Raw genomic sequence first — 24,357 nt, 5'->3', positions numbered from 1 at the left:
ATATTTATTATATATCTGTTATATAATCTATTCATTATTAACAAACGAGTTAACCAACTATGTTTTGGCGTTTAAGAGTATTAACATTTTATGCACTACTTGCTATATTTACCATTAAATTCTTCCTTATATGTTACATACCCGTAACATTTTTCAATGTCAACTATTATATAAGATACAGGATAGGGTTTATTTTTTCCCATGTATTTATTTGGCTGGTTAAAATCTTTTGTGGTTTAAAATACCAAGTTGTTGGTCTAGACAAATTACCTTCATCTCCTTCCATAGTATTGTCTAATCACCAATCATGCTGGGAACAAATATTTGTACAATTAATTATACCTGAACATTCTTGGGTATTAAAAAAAGAGTTATTTAATATCCCGTTATTCGGCTGGGGGTTGAAGATGGTTAAGCCAATTGCTGTAGACCGTAATGCTAATATCTCGGTTGGTCAAATTTTAAGAGAAGGACAGGAAAAGATAAAAAGTGGTTTATGGTTGGTTATCTTTCCTGAATCCACTAGATTTAAACCAGAACAAAATGCTAAATTTAAACCTAGTGCAGTAAAATTAGCCTCATTGGCAAAAGTACCGATAGTGATGATGGCTCACAATGCAGGGGTATATTGGCCAAGGGGCTTTTGGATTAAGAAACCAGGGGTAATTCAAGTAAAGATAATTGATGTTATCCCGGTAGAGGAAATAGAACAATCTGATGTTCGACAGCTTACTGAACAGATAGAGCAAGTGATTAATACCGAAAAACAAATATTATTTGAACAAACTTATAAAAATAAATTATAAGAGTATTTATCATCTATTCCTATTATGTTATATTCCATTTTAGGTCTCTCTAATATAAAATATAATTTATGACAAAATATATGACAAAAACAAAGCAGGAAATTTATAATAGCAGACCAACTTCTCCTCATTTAACAATATATAAAAAACAGATCAGTGCTGTTTTGTCTATTGTGCATCGTATGACGGGGATAGGCTTATTTTTTGCACTATCAGTATTGATATGGTGTTTTATTTTATTGTCTTTTAGCAAATTTAATCCTGAATATTTACAGTTCTTTAAATGTAGTTTATTTAAAATCCCTCCAATATTTATAAGTTTTGCCTGGTTTTACCATTTATGTAATGGGGTGCGTCACTTAATTTGGGATAGTGGGCGTTGCTTTTCAATAAGAGCTATTAACTTCACAGGCTGGTTTGTTGTAATAGCCTCAATAGTTATGACATTAGCTTTTTGGTTGTTATAGTCAATTTAATTTATGGTCTCTATATGAATACTAATTTAAGGACAGATTTAGCAAAAGCTAAAGGAGTTGGTTCGGCAAAAAGTGGCTCTAGTCACTGGTTACATCAAAGAATCACTGCTATTATTTTGGCAATTTGCTCTATTTGGCTAATAGTCTTTATTAAATGTAATATTGGCAAGGATTTAACTCATTTTGTTGGTACTTTACAGAAACCTTACAATATTGTGCCTTTGGGCATATTGATTATTACCACCTTCTATCATGCTATGCTTGGTATGCGAGTGGTAATTGAGGATTACATTAGTTGTATCAGGCTTCGTATTGGGTTAATTATATTTTTGCAAATATTTTGTATTATAACGATTGCATTCTTAGTGGTAACATTATTTTATGCTATACTATAGCTAAATGGATTGCTTCGTCGGCTTTCGCCTCCTCGCAATGACGCTTGGGTTTATAAATCGTCTGCGAGGAGCCACTTTAGTGGCGACGCGGCAATCCAGGAAAGTAATTGCTTAATCGTGTTTCGCTACTCCTTGCTAATAGACTGAATAATATTAGCCGGATTAGCTATAGGTTAAAATTATTTGAGTATTATTTGGAATAAAAGGAATTTATGAATGTCTACTAAATCTTATAATATTGTCCACCATCAATTTGATGTAGTGGTAGTTGGAGCTGGAGGAGCTGGTCTTAGGGCAACTTTTGGTATGGCAAAAGAGGGGTTGAGTACTGCTTGTATTAGCAAGGTTTTTCCCACTAGAAGCCATACTGTAGCGGCACAAGGTGGTATCAGTGCCTCTCTTGGTAATATGGGGCAAGATGATTGGCGTTGGCATATGTATGATACCGTAAAGGGTTCGGATTGGTTGGGTGATCAAGACGCGATTGAGTATATGTGTAAACATGCAGCTGCCGCAGTACTGGAGCTTGAACATTATGGGGTACCTTTCTCACGAACAGAAGAAGGTAAAATTTATCAGCGTCCTTTTGGTGGTATGACGACAAATTATGGCAAGGGACAAGCTGCCCAAAGAACTTGTGCTGCAGCAGATCGTACGGGTCATGCCATATTACATACTTTATACCAACAAGCTTTAAAAAATAAAGCTCAATTTTTTATTGAATATTTTGCCATTGATTTGTTAATGAATAATGGAGAATGTGTAGGGGTAGTTGCTTGGAATCTTGATGACGGGACAATACATTGTTTTCATTCTCACTTAGTAGTATTAGCTACTGGCGGATATGGTAGAGCTTATTTTTCTGCCACAAGTGCTCATACTTGTACCGGTGATGGAGGGGGAATGGTGGCAAGAAGCTCCATTGCCTTGCAGAATATGGAATTTGTTCAATTCCATCCGACTGGTATATATGGGTCTGGTTGCTTAATTACAGAAGGTGCTAGGGGAGAAGGCGGTTATTTAGTAAATGCCAATGGTGAAAGATTTATGGAACGATATGCTCCAGCCGCTAAAGACCTTGCTTCAAGAGATGTGGTTTCAAGAGCTATTACCATGGAAATCAGAGAAAATAGAGGCGTAGGTGAGCATAAAGATCATGTATTCCTCCATTTAGATCATTTATCGCCGGAAATTCTTCACGAACGTTTACCGGGTATTTCCGAAACAGCAAAGATTTTTGCTGGGGTTAATGTTAACACCCAGCCAATACCGGTATTACCAACAGTACATTATAATATGGGGGGAATACCAACAAATTACCATGGGCAAGTTATTGATAAAGATCAGGATAATCATCATAAAATTATTCCTGGATTAATGTCGATTGGTGAGGCTGCCTGCGTTTCAGTACATGGAGCTAATCGATTAGGATCGAACTCTTTGCTTGATTTAGTGGTATTTGGTAGGGCGGCAGCAAAAAAAGCTGCTGAAATTGTTAAAGCGGGGCAACCACATAAGGTTCTACCTCAATCAATATTGGATAAAATAATTAGCAGATTTGACGGTATACGTCATGCTAAAGGAGAAATACCAGTAGCTGATCTAAGACTCAAAATGCAAAAAATTATGCAAAACCATGCAGCAGTATTTAGAACTCAAGAAGTTCTAGATCAAGGGATAGAGCTGATTGATCAGGCACGAAAGGAATATGCTGATATTCAGATCAATGATAAATCATTAATATGGAATAGCGACTTGGTTGAAGCACTAGAATTAGCTAATTTATTAGACCAAGCAGTGATTACTATGCATTCTGCTGCCAATAGAAAGGAAAGTAGAGGGGCTCATTCTAGGGAGGATTATTTAGAGCGTAACGACGAGGAGTGGATGAAACATACACTGGCTTGGATTGACGAACAAGGTAATGTCAAACTAGATTATAAACCGGTAACTCTTACAACTTTAACAGACGAAGTAGCGGCAATTCCGCCAGCTAAACGAGTTTATTAAAAATAGAGCTTATGTTAAATTCAATAAGACTGTGCCAAGCTTTAAATGAAAAAATATGTCACGATTTTGCAGGAACAATAGGTGCTATAGATAATAGTATTGGCTTAATAAAAACTATAGCTTATAAAAAAAAGGCTATTAAACTGATTCAGGATAGTACCGATAGACTTATAAGCTATTTACAGTTTTATCGTTATTTATATTCTCTACCTTCTGAGGGTAACAAAATTTCTATTGCAGAAATTAATAGATTAGCTGCTAATTTTGTAAAATCAAAAAATCATAATATTGAACTAATATTTACAAGGTTATATAGCACAGATATCAATGACCATATAGCCCAGATTATTATCTGTTTAATTGTTGTAGCGTCTAATAATCTATCCAAAAATGCTATTATTAAAGTTGAGCTGGAGATACAACATGATAAATTTATTGGTATGAAAATTGTAGTAATAGCCACAAATCTCAAATTTGATCAGAATAAAACAGATATTTTGCTTGGAAAAAGAATTATTAAGGATGTATACTCGAATATCCCGCAAGTATTTGCAGGAGCCAACTCTTCAGATCATTCGAGTATAACTATAGAAAATGTTCACGAATATTACACTTACTACTTAATTACAGAATATGGCTATAAGTTATTGGTTACTCCATTAATCGATTCAGTGGAGTATACTCTTATGCTTTAGCCAAACCAATCTATTAGACTAAAAGTGATAGCGTAATGCATAACTGAAGCAAAAATTGCTGCAGCAATATCATCTACCATAACGCCAATACCACCTTTAATATTGGCATCAAGCCAATTTATTGGCCATGGTTTGATAATATCAAATAACCTGAACAGAGCAAAAGGTAAAGTCAATAAAAAGATAAAATTTAGTACAGGTGAACTTAAATATTTTGTAAGTCCTGAATAATTCATAAAAAAAACGGAAGGAAAGCTTAATATTAATGTTAGCATTTGACCCACTACCTCATCAATCACCACTTCTCTTGGATCCTCTCGCTTACTATAGTGTATGTATATTGAGGAAAAATATGTGCCTAATATAAATAGTAATAGGCAAATCAAAAAAGCGATAATAAAGATACTAATAAGTTCTACTTGCATGGAAAGATATAATATCCAGTAGCACAAAGGGAAAGCAGCCAGAGAGCCAAATGTACCAGGACAATATTTTATTTTACCTATATAGAAAAAAGTTACAATAAATTCTGCAATTTTGTATCTATTAAACATAATAACCCTACTTAATTTCATGAGTATATAGCTAATCTGATTAGTTATCCATAACAAACTTGCGTCATTGCGAAGAGGTGTAATCCAACGAAGTAATCCTGTTTTGTGTCATCCCTGCATAATCAGGTATCCAGATTCCCACTTAAGCGGAAATTACAATTTATTGCTTCGTCGCCACTAAAGTGGCTTTTCGCAATAACGTTTGTGAATTTGGCGTAATGCTATAGTCAATTGATGAGAAGTTGGTGACGTCGTCCATAGTACCCTACAATTTTTGTAAAGATGGTATTAGGATAGAAAAAAGTTTTTGTTTGGGAGGTATTAATAATGTGGATATTAGCTGCGTTATGGCTGTTGTAGATTGATAAAAAGCATTTTTGATATGATCAAAGCCATAGGTAAATAATGAAAACAATTGTCTTTCAATGGTTTTGTACCGTTTTATTCGGATGGGATTTAAGGCATTTTGTATTATTCCATTTTTGACTATTAAAGCTGAAGCAATAGCAGTTATCACTAATAATTTTTCAAATCTATCCAATTTTACAATGTGACTTTTTTCAATATCAAAACCACCGCTTTTTAGGTGCAAAAATAGTCGTTCAACACTCCAACGAAATTTATATAAAGCAAAAATATCTTGCTCTATTTCAATTGAAGACACCAGAACCATCAGCTCGCTCTTATCATTTCTATATGCGGTAAAATTAACCTTTCTATTCCATAATATACCACTACAAGCCCTATACTCTAAGGCTTTAACATCACTAAATATTCTTTCAATGGTTAAAGTTCTTAAACCTTTTGTAAGACGAATTTTATGATCCATTTTTAATGGAATAACAAACTTTAGATGGTTATTTATCAGAAAGTCTAACCATTCTTTATTCATAAATTCTCTATCAGCAAGCAAATATTTTATTCTTTCAACGCCAAAATTATTAATAAATTTCTGTAAAAATTCCTTCATAAATTCTGCAGAACACCCGCCACCATGCGACAAAGTCTTCCAGAATATTGGCACCGATATTTTACCAATTACCATTACTAAAAATAAAATATTAATATCGGATTTACCAAATTTCCAACTTGTCCTATCCATTGCTACGACATAATTTTTTGAAGCAAAAAAGCTTAATAGCAAATAGCCAACCTTCATATAATCAAAATTAAAATCTTTTAAAAAACGATAAATTCTATGAGTTTTTGACGTCGCTTTAGCATCACCTAAAATACCAAGTGCTAAACCTTTTTGATAAATTGAGCTGCCCGTCAGCAAACTAATTACCATACCAACCAAACATTTTAATCTTGATTTATTTCCGTCTATATATAAAATCAATTCTTGAAGTATTATATTATGCATTTTGTTATAAAAATACCTACCTTATACTACTTCACACCACTCTAAATCAACCATTCTTCTTCATCTTCTCAAAATTGTAGGGTACTATAGACGTCGTCACTCGTCGCTCGCCTATTACTTATAGGCGTCGCTCCATCGTTCCTAGCACCAAATTCTCCTGAATTAACTATATTTGGATTAGCTATACTTGATATTTCCTTTCCCCCTTTTTTCCTTGCTTACATTATATAACTAAAAGAGTCGTATTGTAATGCTATTGCAACTATTTTTACCAATTATTCAAATTTATTAATATCGATGAAAAATTACTTGATTAAGCTAGGATACTAGATTATTATTAGTTGAAATAAATGGTAAAAATTAAATTATTATAACAATGAATGAATCTAATAAATCAAAAGAAAGAATAAACCTAATTATAGGTATGCGTTTAAAACAGCGTCGTATAATGATGGGTATAAGCCAACAAGAATTAAGTACAGCTATTAATCTTAGTGTAAAGCAGATACAAAGATATGAAGATGCTACTACCCCAATAGCTAGTAGTATATTGTATTTTTTTGCAAAATTATTAAATGTATCTATTGAGTATTTTCTTGATACAACTGAAATTACTGATGCATCAGATGGTTACCTATTTGAGATACAAGACAATCATAAGTTTTTGAATGATATTATTGCGGAAGATAGAGTAGAATATTTAGCCCCTTTAAAATACGATGCAGAAGAGGAAGTATCCTATCTTTTTAGCCTGAATATTGCATGAAAGAATAGAGACAAAACCCTTGTAATACTATATAATATCAGTGTTAAAAGAAGATTACATAGAGGGTTTTGCCATGACAAATTGTACAGGATTAATTTACCAATCGAAAGTAAAAAATCGTCAAATAGAAATAAATTTCACAGGAGGTAATATTAGTAGCGATGGAGGTGTATTATTGCTAAGAGAAGCAGATAAAAGACTTGGTCTAACTAATGAACTGGCTAAGATTTTTCCTGATAAGCGAGATTCTGATAAAATTACTCATACTATTTTAACAATGCTCAAACAGCGTATTTATGGTATTGCTCTTGGTTATGAAGATTTAAATGATCACGATAATTTAAGAAAATGTCCAGCTTTGCAAACAAGTATAGACACACTGGACGATATGGCTAGTAGCTCTACTTTATGCCGTTTAGAAAATAAAGCAGATCGTGGATTTGCTCTTAAAGCTCATAAGGTGATGATTGACAAGTTTGTCGAATCTCATAAAACCGTGCCGAAACAATTAATACTTGATTTTGATGCCACTGATGATGAAATTTATGGCAATCAAGAGGGGAAGTTTTATCATGGATATTATCGTCATAATTGCTTTCTACCTTTATATGTTTTTTGTGGAAAAAAGCTGTTAGTAAGCAATCTTCGCAGCTCAAAGCTAGAACAAGCAAAGCATAGCTGGGCAATATTATCTCTATTAGTCAAGCGTTTTCGTCAATCGTGGCCTGAAGTAGAGATTATTTTTCGTGGTGATGGTGGATTTTGTCGTCATCAGATGCTGGATTGGTGTGATGAAAATAATGTAAAATATATAGTCGGAATAGCCCAAAATACTAGACTCAACAAGCTGCTTGAGCCATTGATGCAACAATCTAACGAAGCCTTCACAATTAGCAAAGAGAAGCAACGCTTTTTTAGTGAATTTAAATATAAAGCTGATAGCTGGAGTCGTCATCGTAAGATAGTTGGTAAATCAGAAGTAACTAGCCTTGGTGAGAATCCAAGATATATAGTAACTAATTTAGCAGGTAAGCCAGAAGATTTATATGATAAAATTTACTGTGCACGTGGAGATATGGAAAATCGTATAAAAGAGCAACAGTTAGAGCTATTTGCCGATCGCACTTCATGCCATAAATGGTGGGATAATCAACTCAGACTAATTTTGTCAAGCCTTGCCTATACATTAGTAGAATATATACGTGATAAGTTTTTACAAGGTACTGAATTAGCTAAAGCCTTGGTAGGAACGGTGCGTTTAAAATTGTTCAAAATTGGAGCAGTAATTATTAGAAATACTAGGAGCATTAAATTCTTGTTGTCTTCATCTTATCCTTACCAACATATATGGGATAGTGTTATGAAAAAATTAGCTATAGAATAAGCTAATATGGTACTGTCCCCGGTACAATAAAAAATGGGGGTAAGGGGGGATTCTATCTTAAATCAGGAAGAATTGCATATCTACGTCAATTCGGGATAAGGATATTGTGAACATGTAGATTAAAATCAAATTTTGTTGAAGGTTTATTTTTCTTTAATGAGTAAGCAACAAGAGTAGATAATATATGGACAAAGGCATTTATTGGTGATCTATGTCTAGTATGTTCAAGGTTCATTTTATTTTTTAGATAATCAAAAACTGTTTCAATTAAGTTACGCTTTCGAAGTAAGATTTTTTCTTTCAAATCCATTAATTTATTTTCCATATTCTTCTTAATTCCATGAATCATTTTTAAGCCTCTTTCATATAAATTTAAGAACAAATTTTGCTTAATATAACCTTTATCAGCTGCTATAATTCCAGTTAATCTTTTTGTTAACTCCGGTACTGGAACCCTATCATCTACATTGCCTTTGGTCACTTTTAATGCCATAAACTCCCCTTTATTATTGATTATTACATGTAATTTAAAACCATAAAAATACCCCATAGAGGATTTACTATGTTTGGCTAATCCTTTAAAAACTTTATTGCTATAACGCCTTTTATTGTGACAAGCTTTAATCGTTGTAGAGTCAATAAAATAAATACCTGTTTCCTCACCAAACAACAAATGAATCAACATATTTAGCGGTATGAATAATCGTGCCATTAATTCAACAAATCTATTATAACTCAAGGCTTTGGGAAAATCATCCTTATGCATGCACTCTATATAACTTTTATAGAAAAATTTAAAATTCTTAGCATAGGATGTATGAAACATAATTATTATTGTTAACATTTCACTTAGACTCATGCTACAACAGCGATTTCTTTGCTTATTTGATGGTAATAACTTTCTCTGTTCATACTCCAAATAAATTTTACAAAAATCATCTATAAAACTATATAATTCTGTGATATCTTTTTTCATGCCTGTAGTTTGTTTTTTTGTTTAAAAATATAAATACTGCAGGCACTCCTTTTTGACAATCCTTTTATCTATTACTATTTCATCTATATCTTATCCCGAACTGACGTATATCTGAGTCAATCATTTAATTTGTGTAAGTTCATTTTTTATTTTCCAATAAATCATATTTAAAATCTCCACAAAGTATTTCAAATTGATTTAAAGCTAAAGACCAATCTTTAATAGGCATGGTCCATTTTTTGGCTGCATTTTGTAAGGATAAAAATATTATTTTTTGAATTGACTTATCATCTGGAAACACCCCCTTATTTTTGATAATTTTTCTAATTTGACGATTTACAGATTCTATAGTGTTAGTAGTATAAATTACCTTTCTGTTCTCTTCAGGAAAGGCAAAAAACGGTATTATCCCAGACCAATTACGTTGCCAAATATCAGAAATTACCGGATATTTTTTATCCCATTTTACACCAAATTGCTGAAGTTTTAAACGTGCCATTTCGTCATTATTAGCTGTATAAATTTGTTTTAGATCTGATGTGACCTCTTTTAAATCTTTATATGACACATACTTTACTGAATTGCGAACCATATGTACAATACATAATTGTACTATAGTACTCGGGAATACACTGCTTATAGCTTCTGGAAAGCCCTTTAAACCATCCACACAAGCAACATAAATTTGTTCAATTCCTCGATTCTTTAACTCAGTAACTACTTGCATCCAAAATTTAGCACCTTCATTTTTGCCTATCCAAATGCCAAGTAACTCCTTTTTCCCTTCTATATTTACAGCAAGTGCTAAATATACTGCTTTATTTATTACTATGTGATTGTCTCTAGATTTTACATAGATACAGTCCAAGTATAATATTGGATACACCCTATCTAAACAACGATTTTGCCACCTAGTTACTTCTTCTATTACCCCATCTGTTATGGTGGATATCAAGTCACCAGATACATCAGTTTGATATATTTCTTCTAAATGCCCTCGGATCTCGCTGACTGTCATACCGCGACCATAAAGGGATATCACTTTCTCATCAAATCCATTAAATCTCCTCAGCCCTTTTGGTATTAATTGAGGATTATACTCTCCTTCCCGATCTCTTGGTACTTCTACTGTCAGCTTACGACCATCCCCATCAATTACTGTCTTCTCATAGCTACCATTACGACGATTATTATCTACTTTTGCCATCTTGCTATGTTTTGAATATCCTGATTCATGATCCAACTCACTTGCTAATATTTTCTCAACTATTTGCTTCTTTAGCTGTTGAAATAAACCATCTCGACCAAATAACTCCGATGGATCTGCTTTTGATAATAATTCTTCTACTAGCTGATTACTGATGTTTAATGTATCTTTATCTGTATCTAATTTTTTAGCCATAATTCCTCCTTGCTTGCTTAAGTTACTTTTTTTACAGTAATCTCTTACTGCTTTCTTTGCAACTTACACAAACTATAGGACAGACTCGCATATCTAGACATAATTTAAGTGAAAATTAACATATCCATGACCACTTATAAGCGATATTGCCATTTTATTTTTATAAATACCACCTTCATGCAATATCCAGGCTAAAGCTTTCAATAAAGTATGACCTTCATAGGTCGCCCCAGGAAATATCTCATAACCGATTGGAATACCATTATTAGTAACAAAAATGCTCAGCATTACCTGTACTTCATTGAATTTATGATCTTTACTAAACCCCTTACTCTTCAACTCATCTTCAGTAAATGATTCAAAATAAAGAGTTGTTGCATCATAAAATAGTACATCGATTTTTTCTTTAAACAACTTTTGAGTGCTAAGTAAAGCACACTGCTCGATTTTCTCAACCACCTTATCATCTATTTTATCCATAGTTTTGTATACCGAATCAAGCTTTAAATCTACTCCATAATTATTGACCAATAAATTGACTGTTTCACGCTTACTAGTTGGGTTAGCAATACGAGCTAAAACAACATTGCGTATTATGTTTATGCTTGACACTTCCCTGGCAGGATTAGGTAAGATTCTATTAAAACCAAGTTGGTCATAAATTTTTCCATACACCTCATGAATGCCGATGATAGTGCTTCCTTGACTACGTAAATTGCTGATATCATCAATAGGTTGTATTTGTTCTTTCTCGTACCGCTGTCTAGCTGACATTGCCATCGATACTATATTCTTGTCTGGGATAAGATTAGGTTGAGTGCTACTAGCGATTTCAACCTTAATGAATTCAGCAAGCTCTATTAGTTTAGTTATTTCTTCTTGGTCTGATGCACTACCAATATGTCGAACAACCCGTTGTTTTACTTTATTAGTTATGGGATCGCGTATCCCTTCTACTAGTTGAACAGCGTTAACATTACGGGTAGCAGATTTTTTGACTCTAACGAACATATCAGTAGCATATTTAAAACTAATTGTTGGTTAGTATATCTACTAAAATATTGTATGTCAATAATAAAAATATATGGAGGCACAACAAACGCCCTCTAATTAACAAAACCTTTTTTCTCCTGCTTTTTCTATACACTTATCTTTAACTATTTTCCGAAGTCAGGAAAGAACATTGTCCTTTTATACATAATAATCGTTTAAATGCGTTACTTGATGTTGCAGAAGGCTTGCGATATAGTCAGAATTTGTCTTTGAGTGCAATTGGCAGGAACTTGAGTGGTGATAGTAAAGTAAAACATAAACTCAATAACTAACCAGCTGAAGCTGGTAGGTTGAAGTTGCGACTAGAAGTCACGGATTTACTCTAAAGAGATATTCATTACATTATTAGGCTGATGTGCATCTGAATGATTGTTAATGTAGTTATTGATTATATCATCAGTGACATTACCACTGGTTGAGCTAAAGAAGCCCCTAGCCCAAAAGTGGCGTCCCCAGTAAGTTTTTCTAATTTCAGGAAATTCTTGCTGAATTTTATATGATGAACGTCCTTTAGCTGCTTTAACAAACTGACTAATGGATATATGAGGTGGAATTTCAGCCATAATATGGACATGATCGGCAGATAATATTCCATTGATGATTTTGATACCAAGATATTCTGCTACCTGAGCAATAATTTCTCTAATTCTAATCCTGAGGTTACCTGTGAGTACTTTGTATCGATACTTAGTAATCCAAACGATATGGAAGCGGTGGTAAAATACGGTGTGGCTAGACTTACTATAATCAGTCATATATATTATTCTCTATTCAGAGAATAATATATATGATAACATTAGTAAATTGAAATATTTTAGAACAAGGACTGAAGTCTTTTCCGGCTGAAGCCGGAGGTTTTAACCAAATTTTGGGACAATAAAAAAAGTTGATAGATGTATAGGTAACAAACATTTATATAACGAGGTTGATAATCTCTATAGTGCTTTATCATATTTCATATTTGAGTTTATCAAGCATTCTAATGATGACAGTGTTGTGATTGATTTATGTTATCTTAAAGATGATCGCATGGTACAAATGCTAAGTGCTCAATTTTGTACAAGAGGGATGAGTTTACCTTTGTATCAAGATGTGTTTGAAGAAGGTGAATTAAAGGGCAGAACGGTAGAATTTTTAAATAAATTAAAGAGTATAATACCTGATGGAAAAAGGGTTATTGTGATTATGGACGCTGGCTTTCATATTGAATGGTTTAAGGAAATAGAAAAACAAGGGTGGAGTTGGGTGTGTCGGGTACGACAAGGAAAAGATTTAAAATTAGCTAAGAATGAGGATTGGATATCAGTTGAAAATTTCATGCCATCAATTGGTTCAAAAACGATGGAATGTGGTACGATTCTGCTAACCAAAGCTCATAAATATTCCTGCAGAATGGTTACAACTTGCAAAGTCCCTAAGGGTCGAGTGCAGAAGGTTAGCAGGAATCGTACTAGCAGTAAAACAGCAAATGGTTCATATAACAAAGCTGCAAAAGAACCTTGGATATTGGTAACTAACTTAAGTTCTGATGAATATAAGGGAGCGGAAATACTGAGGTTATATAGCAAACGTATGCAAATAGAGGAGACGTTTCGAGTGATAAAAAGTCATCAATTTGGTCTTGCTGGAAGATATATTCGAACTTTAGATGTGAATAGATGGGGAGTTTTAATGTTACTATCTGCCATTGTTATTATAACATATTGGGTTATAGGTGTGGTAGGCTATAGCCAAGGTATGCAAAGAATTTTCCAACCTAACACAGTAAAAGATAAAAAGATTTATTCGTATTTTACCCTTGGGAAATTTATTATTGAATTTAATTATTTGCATGCCATAAAACCATTGGTAGAACCCCTGGCATCTATTATAAAGACGGAGCTTTGTCGTGCTTAATTTCGTGGGGATACATCAGATTGCAATGACGTTCCGCAATTTTTAAATTGCCATGGGGGTTTTATGCGTAAGGTAAGTTACTCATTAAATTGCTCTTTGATAATTCGATTTTCAAGGCTATTTTTTTTATCAAATAGTAATTTGATCATCTTGTTCTTTGCTGATTTAATTAATACTGACTTAATATCATCAAATTCCTGAAAATCGGCAGCTGCATTTACTGGTCTTTTATTACTTTCTAAAATTTCAAATCTTATAGTAGTGGAAAATGGTAATAACGCACCGTGCCAACGTCTTGGACGAAAAGGACAAATTGGTGTTAGACATAATACGTTTGACTCAAGTGGCAAAATAGGTCCTCCGGCAGATAAGTTGTAAGCACTGCTACCAGCTGGAGTCGCAACCATTGCCCCATCAGCTACTAATTCACTCATACGTTCAACTTGATCAATTTCAATCTTAAATTTAGCTGCTTGGTTGGTTTTACGAAATATCGAGACTTCATTAATAGCTAGGGCGGTATGGGTTTTACTATCTACAGTTTCTACTTGCGTCTCTAAAGGGTATAAATGAGAAACTATTGATTCTTGTAAATTATCTATTAATTTTTCTATAATAATTGAATTCATTAAAAATCCAATATTGCCAGAATTAATTCCATAAAAAGGAATGTTTAGGTGCATATAACGATGTATCGCATGTAATAATTCGCCATCTCCGCCAACTACAATAATTATTTCTGCTTTTTCTACTTTACAGAATTGATAAAATAGTTCAAGCTGCTTAACTAGTTCTAACGACTTCGTGGAATTGTTGTAAATAATCGCAATTTTATTTAAATCAATTTTAGTTTTTGCCAACATAAATACAATATATGGTTAATTATTAATACAAAAAAACATGAGGCTAGTACATCACTTAAAAAATGCCCCCCCATTAATATGCGACTTAACCCAATTAATGAGCCAAAAATTAAGGTAATACTGTAGATTCTTGAGAAATATATAACAGGAGCAATATACGCAAGGCTAGTTAAACTATATCCCATAGCTGCATGTCCTGATGAAAATGAGCAGTTATGTACACATTCATTAGAAATTGAAAAAGCTCTAGTAAAATTTTTGGAACCATTAAAATTTTTAATTTGCACAGGACGAGCCCTGCCGAAATGTTCTTTAAATAGATGATTCACCAATAATCCAGGACCTATTGCTGTAGATAAAATTATATAAAAGCTCCCAGAAATAATAAGTCTATTAAAAGTTTTATGCTTAACAATTAAGTAAATTAAGTGTAATAATGTTACTGTAAGTAGTAGTTTAGTTAATATTGGAATAATTTCAAACAATAATTGGACAATGCTATTGTTACGGTAGATAAATCCATCTTTACTGTCGTAGAATAAATTTGAGAAATCTATATCAAAATTAGGAAATAGTACGATCAATAATAAGACTATACCAAAGGCAAATATGTTCGCATAAACTAAATTAGTATTAATCATAGACTAAAAGCCGAAAATAAGGTATAAAAATATACTCAAACCATACATAATATAGAAGTTAACATGCCATTCAACATTAAAAACCATAAAAATGCTTTACTATTCTTACCACTTGGCGGGTCAAATGAAATCGGCATAAACGTCAATCTATATCATTATAAGGGAAAGTGGTTGATGGTTGATTGCGGTAGCGGCTTTGCTGATAACTATTTACCAGGTGTTGATATGATAATTGCTGATATTAGCTTTATCGAACAATATAAAAAAGATTTGTTAGCTTTAGTCCTAACTCACGCACATGAAGATCATTTGGGAGCAATCCAATATTTGTGGAGCAGTCTAAAATGCCCAATATATGCCACTACCTTTACTGCAAATTTTCTGAAACTTAGATTAGCTGAATATGATTTTGCTAAAACTATAAAAATTCATGAAGTAAAACCTTCAGCAAAAATAAATCTTGATCCATTCCAATTAGAAATGGTACCGCTTACCCATTCAGCTCCAGAAATGCAAGCAATTATGATACGCACAGAAGCTGGCAATGTTTTTCATACTGGAGATTGGAAGTTTGACCATGATCCTTTACTCGGTGAAAAAGCTAACAAAGATTTACTAAAATCCTATGGCGATGAAGGGGTTTTAGCTCTAGTTTGTGATTCAACTAATGTATTTAATGCGGGGACTTCTGGCTCGGAAGGAGAAGTGCATAAAAGTTTAATAGATATTATAGCAGGTTGCCCCCAAATGATTGTGGTAACAACCTTTGCTTCAAATTTGGCACGGCTTGAAACTATAATTCATGCAGGTCAGATGGCAGGAAGAAAAGTAGTGCTATCAGGAAGAAGTTTGCATAGAATTTTACTCGCAGCTCAGGAAAGTGGTTATATGAAAGATATTGCCCCTTTAATCGATGAGCGGGATGTTGCAAGATTTAAAAGGCAAGAACTTTTAATTATTGCTACTGGCTGTCAAGGGGAACCTCTAGCAGCTACTGCCAAAATGGCAAATAATAGTCACCCTAGTATCAAGTTAGCTCCTAAAGATACAGTTATATTCTCTTCAAAAATTATTCCTGGCAATGAAAAGAAAATTTTCCGTATGTTTAATATTTTCGTAAAAGCAGGAATTGAAGTGATAACTGAACGAGATCATTTCGTTCATGTTTCTGGACATCCATCAATTGACGAACTCAAGCAAATGTACGCCTTAATTAGACCTCAGATTTGCGTGCCAGTACATGGTGAACCGGTACACATACATGAGCAAGCAAAATTAGCTCGTAAAAATGGTATAAAGCATGCTATTGAAGTAGAAAATGGTAGCCTAGTATTACTTGATCCTCATAATCCACGTATTTTAACTAAAGTAACAACGGGTTATTTGGCTGTTGATGGCAATTATCTTTTACCAGCGGAATCATCAATTTTCAGAACCCGCAGACGTATGCGTGACGATGGTATAGTAGTTGCTTCTCTGATAATAAATAAGAAGGGCGAACTTACTTGTAGACCTATTTTATCTATGCCAGGACTTCTTGACTCTAATGATGATGCACAGCTAATTAATCTAATCAAAGATAATATTGCTGAAACAATAGAAATTCAGAAAAAATCAAAAGGTAATCTCCTCGATGAGCAGGTCGAAAATGCTGTAAGGTCAGCTATTCGCAAAATATTAAAACATGAAATGAATAAATCGCCTCTTATTATAGTTAATGTGGAGAAAGCTATTTGATTAGTTATCGTAGGCAGCCTTCTAGAGCGAAGCAATCCATCATTCCCGCCCACTATTGTTATTCTTAGCAATGGTCGGGAATCTGGATCCCGCACCGAAGCAGGGATGACCCAAAACAGGGTTGCTTCGTCAACCTACGGTCTTCCTTGCAATGACGTCAGTTTGCTATGGATAAATGCTAATCGGTTTAGCTGTATAGCCAATTGATGAGAAGTTGGTGATATCGTCACTCATCGCCCTAACCTGGATATTGCATGAAGGTGGTATTTATAAAAATAAAATGGCAATATCGCTTATAAGTGGTAATGGATATGTTAATTTTCACTTAAATTATGTCTAGATATGCAATTCTTCCTGATTTAAGATAGAATCCCCCCTTACCCCCATTTTTTATTGTACCGGGGACAGTACCATATTAGCTTATTCTATAGCTAATTTTTTCATAACACTATCCCATATATGTTGGTAAGGATAAGATGAAGACAACAAGAATTTAATGCTCCTAGTATTTCTAATAATTACTGCTCCAATTTTGAACAATTTTAAACGCACCGTTCCTACCAAGGCTTTAGCTAATTCAGTACCTTGTAAAAACTTATCATGTATATATTCTACTAATGTATAGGCAAGGCTTGACAAAATTAGTCTGAGTTGATTAGCCCACCATTTATGGCATGAAGTGCGATCGGCAAATAGCTCTAACTGTTGCTCTTTTATACGATTTTCCATATCTCCACGTGCACAGTAATTTTTATCATATAAATCTTCTGGCTTACCTGCTAAATTAGTTACTATATATCTTGGATTCTCACCAAGGCTAGTTACTTCTGATTTACCAACTATCTTACGATGACGACTCCAGCTATCAGCTTTATATTTAAATTCACTAAAAAAGCGTTGCTTCTCTTTGCTAATTGTGAAGGCTTCGTTAGATTGTTGCATCAATGGCTCAAGCAGCTTGTTGAGTCTAGTATTTTGGGCTATTCCGACTATATATTTTACATTATTTTCATCACACCAATCCAGCATCTGATGACGACAAAATCCACCATCACCACGAAAAATAATCTCTACTTCAGGCCACGATTGACGAAAACGCTTGACTAATAGAGATAATATTGCCCAGCTATGCTTTGCTTGATCTAGCTTTGAGCTGCGAAGATTGCTTACTAACAGCTTTTTTCCACAAAAAACATATAAAGGTAGAAAGCAATTATGACGATAATATCCATGATAAAACTTCCCCTCTTGATTGCCATAAATTTCATCATCAGTGGCATCAAAATCAAGTATTAATTGTTTCGGCACGGTTTTATGAGATTCGACAAACTTGTCAATCATCACCTTATGAGCTTTAAGAGCAAATCCACGATCTGCTTTATTTTCTAAACGGCATAAAGTAGAGCTACTAGCCATATCGTCCAGTGTGTCTATACTTGTTTGCAAAGCTGGACATTTTCTTAAATTATCGTGATCATTTAAATCTTCATAACCAAGAGCAATACCATAAATACGCTGTTTGAGCATTGTTAAAATAGTATGAGTAATTTTATCAGAATCTCGCTTATCAGGAAAAATCTTAGCCAGTTCATTAGTTAGACCAAGTCTTTTATCTGCTTCTCTTAGCAATAATACACCTCCATCGCTACTAATATTACCTCCTGTGAAATTTATTTCTATTTGACGATTTTTTACTTTCGATTGGTAAATTAATCCTGTACAATTTGTCATGGCAAAACCCTCTATGTAATCTTCTTTTAACACTGATATTATATAGTATTACAAGGGTTTTGTCTCTATTCTTTCATGCAATATTCAGGCTAGGTTCTGTGAACAAAATTTTAATTGTTTAGATTTTGAGTATTTTTAAGCGAAAATTAATAAGATTTTTGCCGGAATAGTTAGTTCTATTTCAAAAAAATCTTATAATTTGCAGCTAAAAAGAGTCGAAATCTAGTAATTTAAATTTTGTTCACAGAGCCTAGCATCAACTTCTCCTGAATTAACTATAACCAATTTTATAACCAGTAGGGAACTATGTCTACACAATCTTCTATTAATCAAACAGAGCTAGAAAAATTTAGTAAGATTTCTAGCCAATGGTGGCAGAAAGATGGAAAATTTAAAATTCTTCATCAAATAAATCCAATTCGTATTGGTTACATAATAGACAAGATAAAAGAGCATTTTAACGTGCAGGATGACATATTACCTTGTTCAAATTTAGAAATTCTAGATGTAGGATGTGGTGGGGGATTAATTACCTCGGTTCTCTGTAAACTAAATGGTATAGTTACTGGCATAGATGCCCTGCAAAGTAATATAGATATTGCAGTACAGCATGCCTCGGAACAAAATTTAAATATACAATATCTTAAATCCACTGTTGAAGAATTAGTATATTCAGATGATTTAAATAAAAAACAGTATAAGTATGATGTGGTGCTGTGTTTAGAAGTAATAGAGCATATAGATAATCCTGGTGATTTTATAAAAAACCTGGCTAGTTTAGTAAAACCAAAGGGTATGATTATAATTTCAACGATTAATCGTACGGTAAAATCCTATATGCTAGCTATTTTGATGGCAGAATACCTACTTAATTGGGTACCCAAAAACACTCATGATCATAGTAAATTTCTTAAACCATCGGAAATTTACTCGATGTTCAATGATAATAATATTGGGCTTAAAGAGCTCAAAGGCTTAACCTATAATATCGTTAATGGACGTTGGCAGTTGAGTGATGATATAGATGTAAATTATTTTGCTTACTTAACTAAATAAAGGAAAATATGACTATAATTACTAGGTTCGCTCCATCTCCTACTGGCTTTTTGCATATTGGCGGAGCAAGGACGGCGTTGTTTAATTATTTATTTGCTAAACACCATAATGGTAAGTTTTTGCTGCGAATTGAGGATACTGATCAAGCAAGATCAACCAAAGATGCGGTAGATGCTATATTTTCCAGCTTGAAATGGCTTGGTTTAAACTGGGATGGAGAAGTAGTTTTTCAGTCTAAAAGAAATGATTTATACAAAAAAGCCGCTCTGAAATTACTAGATCAAGGAAAAGCTTATTATTGCTTTACCCCCCAACAAGAAATAGATAGGCAGAGAAATAACGCCATAGCTAATAAACAACATTTTTTGTTCGAAAGTCCTTGGCGGGATGTGCCACCTTCTAATTTGCAGGAGCAGAATAATATCCCAGTTATCCGCCTGAAAGCCCCAAGAACTGGGCAAACAATTATTCATGACGCTTTACAAGGAGATGTTACTATTGAAAATTCGCACCTTGATGATATGGTATTGTTACGTAGTGACGGTACTGCTACCTATATGTTAGCGGTAGTGGTGGATGATCACGATATGCAGATTAGCCATATTATCAGGGGGGATGACCATTTAACTAATGCGGCTCGTCAAAAAATACTTTATCAAGCTTTTGGCTGGTCTGTACCACATATGGTACATATACCGTTAATACACGGAACTGACGGAGCAAAATTATCTAAAAGACATGGGGCTCTTGGAGTAAAGGCTTACCAAGATATGGGGTATTTACCTGAGAGTTTGTGCAATTATTTACTAAGATTAGGCTGGAGTCATAAGGATGACGAGATTATTTCAATATCCCAAGCTATAGAATGGTTTAACCTTGATGGGCTAGGTAAATCGCCAGCTCGTCTTGATTTTGCCAAAATGGATAGTTTAAATTCTCATTATTTACGTCAGCTTGATGACCAAACATTAACAGAAATGACTTGTAAGAGTTTACAAGAAAATTATCAAGTTACTGAGAAAGAAAAGGAATATATTAGGCAAGCAATGCCAAGTTTGAAAATAAGAAGTACCAATTTAGTTGAATTAGCAAAACTAGCTAGGATTTATTTGATTAATGTTCCTATTATTTACTCTGAGGAAGCTAAAGAACTAATCAATAATTGTGATAAAAATTTGTTGGATCAAGTTATAAAAGAATTGGAGAATTTAACAAATTTTGATAAAGACTCAATTCAAATAAAATTTAAAGAAATTGCCAAGCATAATAATATTAAACTTGCAGATATCATGTCACCCATTAGGTCTTTAATGACAGGTATGATTACTTCTCCAAGTGTTTTTGAAATTATTGCTATAATTGGTAAAGAAAATGCTATTGCTAGGTTATTGTATAATGACGCTAAGGAATGAGGGAAATGATACATATATTCTACAACCTAGTTGGAACCTATACTATTACGAGAATTTTAGGTAATTATGGCACAGCTAAAGGAATTGCTTATTTTATAGAGGATAAAGAGCCTCTATATTCAAAATATCCATGTATATTATATAGAGAAGAACTTGATGTCAACTATCACGGTAGTAGTACTAAGGTAAAAGCCTTTAAGGAATATATATACTCTCTAGAACAAGACAAAATTGTAAAGTACTTTGTTAATGAGAATAACAATACTTTATTTTACCAAATGCATTTTATCTCTAATAATCCTTGCCAAGTTGAAGCTACCCATCAATGTAACTTAGATATTTATCAAGCTAGTTACATATTCTTAAATGAAGATTCTTTTGACTTGAGTTATAAGATTTCAGGACCTAATAAAGATTATACCATCAAAACTAGTTTTATTAGGCTTTGAGGCTTGCAATATCTTCCAACGTCATTGCGAGACCACGCAAGTAGGTCGTAGCAATCCATTTTTGGTTATAGTCAATTGATGAGAAGTTGGTGACGTCGTCACTCAATGCTCGCCTATTACTTATAGGCGTCGCTCCATCGTTCCTAGCCCCAAATTCTCCTGAATTAACTATACTTTTATGGATTGCTTCATCGGCTTCGCCTTCCTTGCAATGACGTCAGTTCTAGCTTCTTCTATTACCAAAGAATCTTAAAAGATATAAGAACAAATTGATAAAGTCTAAATATAAGCTAAAAGCAGTCATTATAGACATTTTTTGTCCTAATTCTCCACCACCAGACATAAAATACATCGACTTAATTTTTTGAGTATCCCATGCAATAAGCCCCATAAATACAGCAACCCCAATTAGAGATGTTGCAAAATATATAGCGGAACTTTGTAAGAACATGTTAACCAAAGATACAATGATAAGACCAAACACTCCCATAATAAGAAACGAGCCAATTGAAGTCAAATCTCTATTGGTACTGTAGCCATAAAGACTCATTGCTCCAAAGACAGATGAGCAAATGAAGAAAGTCCGAGCAATTGACTCTCCAGTATAGATAAGCCCAAGAGAGGCTAAAGACATACCAGTTAAAGCAGCATAAACCCAAAACAATACTTTAGTAGTTTCTAAACTCATCTTGCCAAAGCCCATAAAGAAGTACAAAGCAATCCCCAAAGGAGAAATCATTATCAACGTTCCCAAACCAGTATTGCCTATAAATTGTCCATTTGGTGCAGTCTGAAATAAAAGCCTGGTCAATGGATCAAATGATATAGTAGCAATAGCTGTTACTCCAGTTAGCACAAGAGCTAAAGCCATATAATTATAGACTTTTAGCATGTATTCTCTCAGTCCTGCATCATATGTTTTCTGAGTGGCGGTAAAAGTTTTTGTATAATCAACCATAAGAAACCCCATGAATATGTTATTATCTCTATATAATATAGTATAGGATGCAAACCTTTTCTTTTCAAGAAGAAAATTCTAAAATAAAAATTTAGTTTTAATCAAGTAATTTATTTACATAGTACAAATATCTAGCTATTTTACTGATTAGACATATTTAGCCTCTGTGGTGGAATGGTAGACACAGTAGACTCAAAATCTACAGCCCCAAAGGCGTGCTGGTTCAAGTCCGGCCAGAGGTACCAATAAATAGACTTACCTAGCATAAGTTTAATAACTCTCAAAATCTATGTTAAATAAATAATTTTTAAAATAATCTTGTATACTCATTAATGTTTCGTGTATAAATTAAGTTTAAAAAACTTATCAAGTTCCATGATGAAATTAGCAAAATTATTATTTTATACAATCACTACCTGCTTAATCCTATCCGGTTGTAAAACTAAGAAGACGGATGAAGACTTAATAGTTCCAGCTCCAGAATTATACAATGATGGTCTTATTTTACTGGAAAAGCAACAATATTTGAAAGCTGCCGAAGAATTTTCGAGGATTTTTTATCAAGATCCTGGTAATAAAATGACTCCTCAAGCTGAGTTGATGCAGTCATATTCTTTATTCCTCGGAGGTCAGTATGAAGAAGCAGTAGATGTACTGGATAGCTTTATTAAGCTTCATCCAATGCATGAAGATATTGCATATGCCTATTACCTAAAGGCATTATCCTATTATATGCAAATCTCGAATGTACAACTTGATCAATCAAGAACCTTTTTAGCCAAAAAGAGTTTTGAAGATGTGATAAAACTCTTCTCAAAAACAAAATATTCAATTGATGCAGCTTTAAAAATCGATTTAGTAAATGATCATTTAGCTGGTAAAGAAATGGATGTAGGTCGTTATTATCTCATGCAGAATAACCCCATAGCTGCTATCAATAGATTCCAGCTTATTGTCGATAATTACCAAACTACATCACATATACCAGAAGCACTTTATCGCTTAGTGGAAAGTTATTTAATGCTAGGGCTTAGCAATGAAGCAAAAAAATATGCCGCGGTACTCGGTCATAACTATCTGGACAGTACTTGGTATAAATATTGTTACTTACTAGTTAATAACTCAATGATAGGTAAGCCACTAGTTTGACTAGTGAGACCATCAAGGCTTGGCCTTTAGATTTAGTATAAAATAAAAAGTTATCATATATAACTTCTTTGGCTTGACGGTCAAAGGAGAAAATATATGACAACATACGAAAGTTTAAATCATTCTAAATGGGATTGCAAATATCATATTGTGTTTATTCCAAAGTGTCGTAAAAAAGAATTGTACGGGAAGGTTAGAAAATATCTTGGGAACGTATTCCATGAGTTAGCTTTTCAACGTGGGAGCAAGATCATAGAGGGGCATATGGTACAAGATCATGTGCATATGCTCATCAAGATTCCTCCTAAATATTCTGTAGCTGAAGTAATAGGCTATATCAAGGGGAAAAGTGCTATAGCCGTTGCTAGGCAGTTTGGTGGACGAAAACGTAATTTTAATGGAGAAAAGTTGTGGGCTAGAGGTTATGCGGTCTCAACTGTAGGATTTGAAGAGAATCAGATCAAACACTACATTAAGAATCAAGAGCAACTTGATAGTTTAGGCTCTGACGAATCAGGAGAATTTTAATTAACAATGGCAGCCCTTTGGGCTGCTCATAACCGTCAAGCCCCTCGCTTTGCG

Annotated in this window: 23 protein-coding genes, 1 tRNA gene and 1 pseudogene; 15 read left to right on the top strand and 10 right to left on the bottom strand. The window is 33.6% G+C overall.

Annotation, left to right across the window (positions count from 1 at the left end; all coding sequences use genetic code 11):
• The first annotated feature begins 59 nt into the window (after window positions 1-59).
• The 5 genes from NBW66_RS02725 to NBW66_RS02705 all read left to right on the top strand — a co-directional run bounded on the left by NBW66_RS02725 (window position 60) and on the right by NBW66_RS02705 (window position 4,382).
• A complete protein-coding gene (locus tag NBW66_RS02725; protein ID WP_250311680.1) occupies window positions 60-806 on the top strand; it encodes a lysophospholipid acyltransferase family protein in 747 nt (248 codons plus the stop codon).
• An 80-nt stretch (window positions 807-886) separates the two neighbouring features.
• Window positions 887-1,273, top strand: coding sequence for a succinate dehydrogenase, cytochrome b556 subunit (gene sdhC, locus NBW66_RS02720; RefSeq protein WP_250312241.1), 387 nt, complete (start codon window positions 887-889; stop codon window positions 1,271-1,273).
• Window positions 1,274-1,296: 23 nt separating this feature from the next.
• Window positions 1,297-1,677, top strand: a complete 381-nt coding sequence (sdhD, locus tag NBW66_RS02715; RefSeq protein WP_250311679.1) for a succinate dehydrogenase, hydrophobic membrane anchor protein — start codon at window positions 1,297-1,299, stop codon at window positions 1,675-1,677.
• 216 nt (window positions 1,678-1,893) lie between these two features.
• The gene (gene sdhA, locus NBW66_RS02710; protein ID WP_250311678.1) at window positions 1,894-3,687 is read left to right on the top strand and encodes a succinate dehydrogenase flavoprotein subunit; all 1,794 of its coding nucleotides are present in this window, start codon (window positions 1,894-1,896) and stop codon (window positions 3,685-3,687) included.
• Between the two features lie 11 nt (window positions 3,688-3,698).
• Window positions 3,699-4,382 carry a hypothetical protein gene (locus NBW66_RS02705; RefSeq protein ID WP_250311677.1) on the top strand — a complete coding sequence of 228 codons (684 nt, stop codon included), beginning with the start codon at window positions 3,699-3,701 and terminating at the stop codon, window positions 4,380-4,382.
• On the opposite strand, the gene NBW66_RS02700 is transcribed toward NBW66_RS02705, so the two are convergent.
• Window positions 4,379-4,936: a phosphatidylglycerophosphatase A family protein gene (locus NBW66_RS02700; protein WP_250311676.1), complete on the bottom strand. Its 558-nt coding sequence runs from the start codon at window positions 4,934-4,936 to the stop codon at window positions 4,379-4,381. The two genes, NBW66_RS02705 and NBW66_RS02700, sit on opposite strands and share 4 nt — an antisense overlap.
• A 265-nt stretch (window positions 4,937-5,201) precedes the next feature.
• A complete protein-coding gene (locus NBW66_RS02695) occupies window positions 5,202-6,302 on the bottom strand; it encodes a transposase (protein ID WP_250310546.1) in 1,101 nt (366 codons plus the stop codon).
• Window positions 6,303-6,678: 376 nt separating this feature from the next.
• On the opposite strand from NBW66_RS02695, the gene NBW66_RS02690 reads away from it, so the two are divergent.
• Window positions 6,679-7,068, top strand: coding sequence for a helix-turn-helix domain-containing protein (locus NBW66_RS02690; protein ID WP_250311675.1), 390 nt, complete (start codon window positions 6,679-6,681; stop codon window positions 7,066-7,068).
• 73 nt (window positions 7,069-7,141) lie between these two features.
• A complete protein-coding gene (locus NBW66_RS02685) occupies window positions 7,142-8,452 on the top strand; it encodes an IS1380 family transposase (RefSeq protein ID WP_250312205.1) in 1,311 nt (436 codons plus the stop codon).
• Between the two features lie 85 nt (window positions 8,453-8,537).
• Here the strand turns inward: NBW66_RS02685 and NBW66_RS02680 are convergent, their stop codons facing one another.
• The 4 genes and pseudogenes from NBW66_RS02680 to tnpA (NBW66_RS02665) all read right to left on the bottom strand — a co-directional run bounded on the left by NBW66_RS02680 (window position 8,538) and on the right by tnpA (NBW66_RS02665) (window position 12,638).
• A complete protein-coding gene (locus NBW66_RS02680) occupies window positions 8,538-9,428 on the bottom strand; it encodes an IS982 family transposase (RefSeq protein ID WP_250310582.1) in 891 nt (296 codons plus the stop codon).
• 139 nt (window positions 9,429-9,567) lie between these two features.
• Window positions 9,568-10,830 (bottom strand): IS256 family transposase, encoded by a 1,263-nt coding sequence (locus NBW66_RS02675; protein ID WP_250311674.1) that lies wholly within the window; start codon window positions 10,828-10,830, stop codon window positions 9,568-9,570.
• Window positions 10,831-11,022: 192 nt separating this feature from the next.
• A pseudogene (locus NBW66_RS02670) lies at window positions 11,023-11,841 on the bottom strand (IS1634 family transposase); the annotation flags it as partial.
• Between the two features lie 359 nt (window positions 11,842-12,200).
• Window positions 12,201-12,638: an IS200/IS605 family transposase gene (gene tnpA / locus NBW66_RS02665; protein WP_250310592.1), complete on the bottom strand. Its 438-nt coding sequence runs from the start codon at window positions 12,636-12,638 to the stop codon at window positions 12,201-12,203.
• Window positions 12,639-12,759: 121 nt separating this feature from the next.
• On the opposite strand from tnpA (NBW66_RS02665), the gene NBW66_RS02660 reads away from it, so the two are divergent.
• Window positions 12,760-13,779 (top strand): IS4 family transposase, encoded by a 1,020-nt coding sequence (locus NBW66_RS02660; protein ID WP_284346798.1) that lies wholly within the window; start codon window positions 12,760-12,762, stop codon window positions 13,777-13,779.
• A gap of 77 nt (window positions 13,780-13,856) precedes the next feature.
• Here NBW66_RS02660 and NBW66_RS02655 read toward each other — a convergent pair whose 3' ends face one another.
• The gene (locus tag NBW66_RS02655; protein ID WP_250312239.1) at window positions 13,857-14,624 is read right to left on the bottom strand and encodes an NAD kinase; all 768 of its coding nucleotides are present in this window, start codon (window positions 14,622-14,624) and stop codon (window positions 13,857-13,859) included.
• Window positions 14,615-15,283 carry a phosphatase PAP2 family protein gene (locus NBW66_RS02650; RefSeq protein WP_250311672.1) on the bottom strand — a complete coding sequence of 223 codons (669 nt, stop codon included), beginning with the start codon at window positions 15,281-15,283 and terminating at the stop codon, window positions 14,615-14,617. Before NBW66_RS02650 ends, NBW66_RS02655 begins: the two co-directional genes overlap by 10 nt.
• A 63-nt stretch (window positions 15,284-15,346) precedes the next feature.
• On the opposite strand from NBW66_RS02650, the gene NBW66_RS02645 reads away from it, so the two are divergent.
• Window positions 15,347-17,020 (top strand): ribonuclease J, encoded by a 1,674-nt coding sequence (locus NBW66_RS02645; protein ID WP_250311671.1) that lies wholly within the window; start codon window positions 15,347-15,349, stop codon window positions 17,018-17,020.
• 420 nt (window positions 17,021-17,440) lie between these two features.
• Here the strand turns inward: NBW66_RS02645 and NBW66_RS02640 are convergent, their stop codons facing one another.
• Window positions 17,441-18,751, bottom strand: a complete 1,311-nt coding sequence (locus NBW66_RS02640) for an IS1380 family transposase (protein ID WP_250312238.1) — start codon at window positions 18,749-18,751, stop codon at window positions 17,441-17,443.
• A gap of 306 nt (window positions 18,752-19,057) precedes the next feature.
• Between NBW66_RS02640 and ubiG the strand changes: the two genes are divergently transcribed.
• Genes ubiG through NBW66_RS02625 form a run of 3 tightly spaced genes read left to right on the top strand, consistent with a single transcriptional unit; the run spans window position 19,058 to window position 21,668 of the window.
• Window positions 19,058-19,807, top strand: a complete 750-nt coding sequence (ubiG, locus tag NBW66_RS02635) for a bifunctional 2-polyprenyl-6-hydroxyphenol methylase/3-demethylubiquinol 3-O-methyltransferase UbiG (protein ID WP_250311670.1) — start codon at window positions 19,058-19,060, stop codon at window positions 19,805-19,807.
• A gap of 8 nt (window positions 19,808-19,815) precedes the next feature.
• Entirely contained in the window at window positions 19,816-21,219 is a 1,404-nt protein-coding gene (gltX, locus tag NBW66_RS02630; protein WP_250311669.1) for a glutamate--tRNA ligase, read from the top strand.
• A gap of 5 nt (window positions 21,220-21,224) precedes the next feature.
• Entirely contained in the window at window positions 21,225-21,668 is a 444-nt protein-coding gene (locus NBW66_RS02625; protein WP_250311668.1) for a DUF6314 family protein, read from the top strand.
• A 223-nt stretch (window positions 21,669-21,891) separates the two neighbouring features.
• Here NBW66_RS02625 and NBW66_RS02620 read toward each other — a convergent pair whose 3' ends face one another.
• The gene (locus NBW66_RS02620) at window positions 21,892-22,626 is read right to left on the bottom strand and encodes a Bax inhibitor-1/YccA family protein (RefSeq protein ID WP_250311667.1); all 735 of its coding nucleotides are present in this window, start codon (window positions 22,624-22,626) and stop codon (window positions 21,892-21,894) included.
• 160 nt (window positions 22,627-22,786) lie between these two features.
• Between NBW66_RS02620 and NBW66_RS02615 the strand changes: the two genes are divergently transcribed.
• The 3 genes from NBW66_RS02615 (at window position 22,787) to tnpA (NBW66_RS02605) (ending at window position 24,303) form a co-directional block, all read left to right on the top strand.
• Window positions 22,787-22,871: transfer RNA gene (locus NBW66_RS02615), tRNA-Leu, on the top strand.
• Window positions 22,872-23,004: 133 nt separating this feature from the next.
• On the top strand, window positions 23,005-23,775 hold the full coding sequence (locus NBW66_RS02610; RefSeq protein WP_250311666.1) for an outer membrane protein assembly factor BamD: 771 nt from the start codon (window positions 23,005-23,007) through the stop codon (window positions 23,773-23,775).
• A 96-nt stretch (window positions 23,776-23,871) separates the two neighbouring features.
• Entirely contained in the window at window positions 23,872-24,303 is a 432-nt protein-coding gene (gene tnpA, locus NBW66_RS02605; protein ID WP_250310729.1) for an IS200/IS605 family transposase, read from the top strand.
• The last annotated feature ends 54 nt before the right edge of the window (window positions 24,304-24,357 follow it).

Origin of the sequence: Rickettsia endosymbiont of Oedothorax gibbosus (assembly GCF_936269705.1) — a bacterium.
In the GTDB taxonomy this organism is placed as follows: domain Bacteria; phylum Pseudomonadota; class Alphaproteobacteria; order Rickettsiales; family Rickettsiaceae; genus Tisiphia.
The sequence above is the reverse complement of the archived record's forward strand: the minus strand, read 5'-3'. Positions and strand labels throughout refer to the sequence as shown.